Annotated in this window: 5 protein-coding genes; 3 read left to right on the top strand and 2 right to left on the bottom strand. The window is 68.2% G+C overall.

What is annotated here, in order from left to right; translation table 11 throughout:
• Positions 1-1,424: flavin-containing monooxygenase (locus WA965_RS19690; RefSeq protein WP_526447981.1), on the bottom strand; the 1,424-nt coding region annotated here is incomplete at its 3' end.
• Between the two features lie 124 nt (positions 1,425-1,548).
• Between WA965_RS19690 and WA965_RS19685 the strand changes: the two genes are divergently transcribed.
• The gene (locus WA965_RS19685) at positions 1,549-2,892 is read left to right on the top strand and encodes a flavin monoamine oxidase family protein (RefSeq protein WP_526300664.1); all 1,344 of its coding nucleotides are present in this window, start codon (positions 1,549-1,551) and stop codon (positions 2,890-2,892) included.
• Here the strand turns inward: WA965_RS19685 and WA965_RS19680 are convergent.
• Positions 2,868-3,839, bottom strand: coding sequence for an alpha/beta fold hydrolase (locus WA965_RS19680; protein WP_526300663.1), 972 nt, complete (start codon positions 3,837-3,839; stop codon positions 2,868-2,870). The genes WA965_RS19685 and WA965_RS19680 overlap by 25 nt on opposite strands.
• Positions 3,840-3,935: 96 nt before the next feature.
• On the opposite strand from WA965_RS19680, the gene WA965_RS19675 reads away from it, so the two are divergent.
• Together WA965_RS19675 and WA965_RS19670 are read left to right on the top strand one after the other, a co-directional pair.
• The gene (locus WA965_RS19675; protein WP_526300661.1) at positions 3,936-4,910 is read left to right on the top strand and encodes an NADPH:quinone oxidoreductase family protein; all 975 of its coding nucleotides are present in this window, start codon (positions 3,936-3,938) and stop codon (positions 4,908-4,910) included.
• Between the two features lie 64 nt (positions 4,911-4,974).
• Positions 4,975-6,055, top strand: a 1,081-nt coding sequence (locus WA965_RS19670) for an AAA family ATPase (RefSeq protein ID WP_526447979.1), incomplete at its 3' end; no start/stop codon positions are given.

The following is a 6,055-nucleotide window of genomic DNA, read 5'->3' as shown; positions in this document are numbered from 1 at the left end:
TCGATGACGTCGAGCACGTAGTTGTGCCGCACGTTCCACGGCCGGTGGGTACCTGACTTCGGCAGCGCATGCGGCGAGCGCTTGATGTAGCCCGCCTGCAGATCGAAGGCCGGCTTCTCGGTGATCGGACCCTCACCGCGATGCGGATAGGCATGGGTGTAGCCCCGAGAATCCATGTAGGCCAACAGTTTCGCGAATGCCTTGGCCGTCATGTCCGCGCGCAACGTCCACGATGCGTTCGTGTACCCGATGCACCATGCCAGGTTCGGCACGTCCTCGAGTAGGTACTCCTTGTAGACGAACCGATCGGTGGGCTCGATCTCGGTACCGTCGACGACGATGCGGATACCGCCGAGCGCCTGCAGTTGCAGACCGGTGGCGGTGACGATCACGTCGGCGTCGACGCGTCCGCCCGACGTCAGCACGATGCCCGTCTCGTCGACGTGGTCGATCGTGTCGGTGACCACCTCGGCGCGCCCGTGTTTGATCTGCTCGAACAGATCGTCGTCGAGGATCAGGCACATCCGTTGGTCCCACGGGTTGTACCGCGGTTTGAAGTGCACGTCGACGTCGTAACCGGCCGGCAGCGCGGCTTTGGCCCGGCTGCGGATGAGCTTGCGTCCGAAATTGGGCGCTTTGCGGAACATGAAGTAGGTCAGGATGTGGAAGGCCGCGTTGCGCACTCGCACCACGGAGTGAGACAGCTTGCGCGGCAGGATCTTCCGGATGAAGTCCACCATCGGGTCGATACGTGCCATCGACATCATGTACGTCGGCGACCGCTGCAGCATCGTGACGTGGGCGGCCTTCTGCGCGAGGGCTGGGATCAGGCTGATCGCGGTGGCCCCGCTACCGATCACCACCACCCGCTTGCCGGAGTAGTCGAGGTCCTCGGGCCAGAACTGGGGATGGACCACCTCACCGCCGAAGCGTTCGATGCCCGGGAACTTCGGCTGGTAGGGGTCGTCGTAGCTGTAGTAGCCGGTGCCGAAGAACAAGAAGCGTGCCCGGTAGAGGCGTTGCGCACCGTCGTGCTCGGCACGCACCGTCCAGGTGTCGGTCGCCGAGTCCCATTCCGCGGACTTCACCTCGGTGTCGAAGCGGATGTGTTCGTCGATGTGGTGCTTGTGCGCCGTCGTGGTCAGGTATTCGCGGATGTACTCACCGTCGGCGACGTTCTCCGGACGGGTCCACGGCTCCCACGGGAAGGACAGCGTGAAGATGTCGCTGTCCGATCGGATGCCCGGGTACCGGAACAGGTCCCAGGTGCCGCCGATGCGGGAGCGCCGCTCGAGGATCCGGTAGTTGAGCTGGGGATTGCGCTCTTCGATTCGGTAGGCGGCGCCGATCCCCGAAATTCCCGCGCCGATGATCAGGACGTCGGAGTACTCCGCTTCCGAATGGTCTGGGTCTACCTCGTGCATCCGCAACCTCCTTTGGTCCGTCCACGTACCACGATATGGGTCGGTGCCCCGGTGCGCGGCGGATCGGGCGCGGGAAACGCCGCGTACGCGCACGTTGCCGCGCCGAATCCGCAACGATGGGGGCATGGCGGACGTTGTTGTCGTGGGAGCGGGATTCGCCGGACTCTCGGCGGCGCGCGAACTGGTGCGACTCGGATACGACGTGGTCGTCGCCGAGGGGCGCGATCGGGTCGGGGGCCGGTCCTACACCGCGACCGTGGCCGGAGTGCCCGTCGATCTCGGTGCGACGTTCGTCGGGCCGACGCAGGACGCGGTGCTTGAACTGGCGGCCGAGCTGGGATGCGAGTCCGTGCCGACCTACGGACACGGCAAGAACCTGATCCGCTGGCGTGGCCGGGTGCGGTCCTACCGCAGCACCATCCCCCGGCTGTCGATCATCGAGTTGGTCGACGTCTCCCGCATCCAATGGCGGTTCGACCGGATCAGCAAGAGAGTCCCGGTGGCCGAACCGTGGACCTCGCCCATCGCCTACGACCTCGACGGCGTCTCGCTCGACCAGTGGCTGCGCTCGGTGCACGCCGGTGCGTCCACCCGGGACCTGATGGCGATCATGTCCCGGGTGACCTGGGGGTGCGAACCGGACGCCGTCTCGATGCTGCACGCAGTGCGTTATGTGAAAGCCGCGGGCGGCCTCGGGCGGATGCTCGACGTCGACGGTGGCGCCCAGCAGGACCGGTTCCCGGCCGGAACCCAGCAGATCGCGACGCGGATGGCCGACGAACTCGGCGAACGGGTGGTGCTGAACGCCCCGGTGCAGCGCATCCGACGCGACCCCGACGGCACCGTGACCGTCGAATGCCAGGGCGCCGAGTTCACCGCACGCGCGGTCGTCGTCGCGATACCGCCCGCGCATCGCGCCGGCATCGAGTTCGTCCCACCCTTGCCGCCCGAGTGCCAGGAGCTCACCCGGCACTGGCCGCAGGGCCACCTCAGCAAGGCCTACGCCGCGTACGACCGACCGTTCTGGCGCGATGCCGGCTGTTCAGGCGAAGCGCTGTCCGACGAGGGGCCGGTGTTCATCACCTTCGACGTCAGCCCCGGCGATGCGGGCCCCGGCATCCTGCTGGGCTTCACCGACGCGCGGATGTTCGACCCGTTGCCGGCCGAGAAACGACGCGAGGTCGCTCTCGCCGGTTTCGCCGCGCTGTTCGGCGAAGCCGCGTCAGAGCCGATCGACTACCTCGACCACTGTTGGGGCACAGAACAGTTCGCGCCCGGCGGACCGACCGCCGCGGTGCCTCCCGGCTCGTGGACAGCCCATGGGCGCTGGCTGCGCACGCCGGTGGACACCCTGTTCTGGGCGGGCACCGAGACCGCCGACCAGTGGACAGGCTTCCTGGACGGGGCCGTGCGCTCGGGACTGCGGGCGGCCGGCGAGGCGCATCAGAAGCTGGTGCGGCGCTCCTGAGTTCCGCTCGCCGTCTCGATCAGCCACCGCAGGTGTTCGTTGACGTCAGCGGACCGCTCCAGGATCGCGCAGTGCCCTCCCGAGAGTTCGACGAACCTGGCCAGATTCGGGGCGGTCGCGGCGATGCGGCGGGACGAGACCATCGGCAGCAACCGGTCCTGCTGACTGCCGATGACCAGTGTCGGGACGGTGAGATTCTTGAGCCCGATGTGCTGCGGGCCGAGGTGGTCGACCAGAACGCGGGCCCAGCCGCCCCGCCCCGCCGGCGGAGTTCCGTTGAACATGTCGAAGACAAAATCGACGATGGCGGGGTCCGCGTCGCGGCCCACGGCGATCGTCGACACGAAGCGGCGACTCGGAAGGTCCGCGGCACGCACCAGCGGGGCCCCACCGAGATTCCTCAGCACGGTGCCCGCCGCGCGCGTGCGCACATCGGAGAACCGTTGCGGCACCGGCAGGAAGTTGACGTTGCGCAGCAGGTCACCGGTAGTGGTGTTGATCAGCGCGACAGCGTCGGCACATTGAGCGACACGCTCGGGATGGCGCTCGGACCACGAGGTGATCGCGATGCCGCCCATCGAGTGCCCGGCGATGACCGCGCGCTCCCCCGGCGCCAGAGTCGCAGCCAGCACGGCGTCGAGGTCGGCCGCCAGGTAATCCAGGCTGTAGCCGCCCCGACGCGGGGGCACCGAACTGCGGCCGTGCCCGCGGTGGTCGTAGGCGATGACCCGGTAGTGCTCGGCCAGGTCGGTGATCTGGTGAGCCCAGACCCGGATGGCGCAGGTGATGCCGTGCGCCAGCACGATGGGGTATCCGTCCTGGGGGCCGAACACCTCGGTGTGCAGTCGCACGCCGTCCGTGGACCGCACGTCGACCACCCGCCCGGGCGGCAGAGCCTCGGCGGGGGCGAAGGCACCCCGAACTCGGGTGCTACCACCTCGTGCCATTCGCGCTCCCTGTGCACTCTGCGGGTCGCGGCGACTTTGCCGCGCAGCTGACTGTACCGCCGCAAAGGTCACAGAACGGTGCGGTTGAATGGACGGATGCGTGCGATACAGATTGCTGAGCTCGAGGGACCGTCGGCGGCAAAGGTGGTCGACATCGACGAACCCACCGGCACCCCCGACGATGTGATCGTCGATGTGCACGCCGCCGGGGTGGCCTTTCCCGACGCGCTGCAGTCCCGCGGGCTCTACCAGTACAAGCCCCCCATGCCCTACACCCCTGGCGCGGAGATCGCCGGCGTGGTGCGCAGTGCCCCCGCCGGCGCGCACGTCAAAGCCGGCGACCGAGTGGCCGGGCTGACGATGCTATTCGGTGCGATGGCCGAAGTTGTTGCGCTGCAATCTGAGAGGCTCTTCGCCCTGCCGGACTCGGTGTCCTTCGAAGCGGGCGCGGGCCTGTTGTTCAACGATTTGACGGTGCACTTCGCCCTGCGGAACCGCGGCCGGCTGCGCGATGGCGAAACAGTGCTGGTGCATGGTGCCGCGGGCGGTATCGGAACCTCGACGCTGCGATTGGCGCCCCCATTCGGTGCATCACGGGTGATCGCCGTGGTCAGCAGTGAGGACAAGGTCGACGTCGCACGGGCGGCGGGCGCGACCGACGTGGTGCTGGTCGACGGATTCAAGGACGCGGTGAAGGAACTCACCGACGGCCGCGGGGTGGACATCGTGGTCGACCCGGTCGGCGGCGACCGGTTCACCGACTCGCTGCGTTCGCTGGCCCCAGGCGGCCGGTTGCTCGTCATCGGCTTCACCGGCGGTGACATCCCCACCGTCAAGGTGAACCGGTTGCTGCTCAACAACGTCGACGCGGTCGGTGTCGGCTGGGGCGCCTGGACACTGACCCATCCCGGATACCTGCAGGAGCAGTGGTCCGAACTGGAACCGCTGCTGGCCTCGGGCGCGGTATCGGCGCCCGAACCGGTGGTGTATCCGCTCGATCGGGCAGCCGAGGCGATCGCCTCCCTGGAGGATCGCACCGCCAGAGGCAAGGTCGTCGTGTCGCTGCGTTGAACTCCCGATCACCGAACTCGCCGATGTCGTGCGCTCGACTTTGCCCACTGCGATGATGGGCAGTATGTCCACCGATAGCGGGTCGTCGATGGCGGACCCGCACGTTGCTGGTTTTCTGACTTCCGCGGAGTCGAAGCCCACCGGCCTGGTCATCGAGGGACAAGCGGGGATCGGCAAGACCACGCTGTGGCTGTCGTTGCTCCATGATGCGCGTGACCGGGGGTTCAGAGTGCTGTCGGCGCGCGGCGGCCAGACCGAATCGGTGATGGCCTTCGCGGCGTTGGCCGACTTGCTGAGCGACATCGAACCCGAACACTTCGCCCGGCTTCCCGCCCTGCAGCGCCTGGCGCTGGACCGCGTCCTGTTGCGCGCCGGGACCGACGGACCCGCGACCGACCAGCGGGTGGTGGCGGCGGGATTCGTCACCATGCTGCACGCCCTGGCCGAACACTCACCGGTGATCGTGGCGGTCGACGACACGCAGTGGCTGGACAGCTCGAGCCGTGCCGCCGTCGAGTTCGCCGTGCGCCGCCTGCGGGGTCCGTTCGGTGTGCTGGTCACCGAGCGATGCGAGCCCGGAGACGGAGCAGCCGCCACCTGGCTGCATCTGGACCGCCCGGACCGGCTGAACCGCACCGCGGTGCGTCCGTTGGACACCCGGCAACTGCACACTGTCATCTCCGATCGCCTGGGGCGCACGTTCTCCCGTCCGACGGTGCTCCGCATCGCCGAGATCTCCGGCGGTAACCCGTTTTTCGCCCTCGAGCTGGGCCGCGCCATCAACGACGGGACCGCGGGCACCGAGTTGTCTTTGCCGCCGACCCTCGCCGACCTAGTGCGCAGGAGGATCGGGCTGCTCGACGACGACGCCCGCAACCTGCTGTTCAGCATCGCCTGCATGGCCGAACCCACGGTGGAGTTGCTCGCTGCCGCCAACAACCTCACCACCGCCGACCTGGTCCAGCGGGTGGAGCAGGCCGAGTCCGAGGGCATCGTCACGCTGGAGGGAAACCGGGTCCGCTTCACGCATCCCCTGTTGGCCAGCGGCGTGTACACCGACGCCGGACCGATCGTGCGCCGTGCCATGCACCGAACGCTGAGCGAGCTCGAGACCCAGCCGGAGCTCAGAGCGCGGCACCTGGCGC

Source organism: Mycobacterium sp., assembly GCF_049683935.1.
Taxonomy (GTDB): Bacteria; Actinomycetota; Actinomycetes; order Mycobacteriales; family Mycobacteriaceae; genus Mycobacterium.
The sequence above is the reverse complement of the archived record's forward strand: the minus strand, read 5'-3'. Positions and strand labels throughout refer to the sequence as shown.

Excerpts from the sequence above, each read along its gene's own strand:
- WA965_RS19685 (WP_526300664.1), top strand. The coding sequence starts at position 1,549 with ATGGCGGACGTTGTTGTCGTGGGAGCGGGATTCGCCGGACTCTCGGCG.
- WA965_RS19680 (WP_526300663.1), bottom strand. The coding sequence starts at position 3,839 with ATGGCACGAGGTGGTAGCACCCGAGTTCGGGGTGCCTTCGCCCCCGCC.
- WA965_RS19675 (WP_526300661.1), top strand. The coding sequence starts at position 3,936 with ATGCGTGCGATACAGATTGCTGAGCTCGAGGGACCGTCGGCGGCAAAG.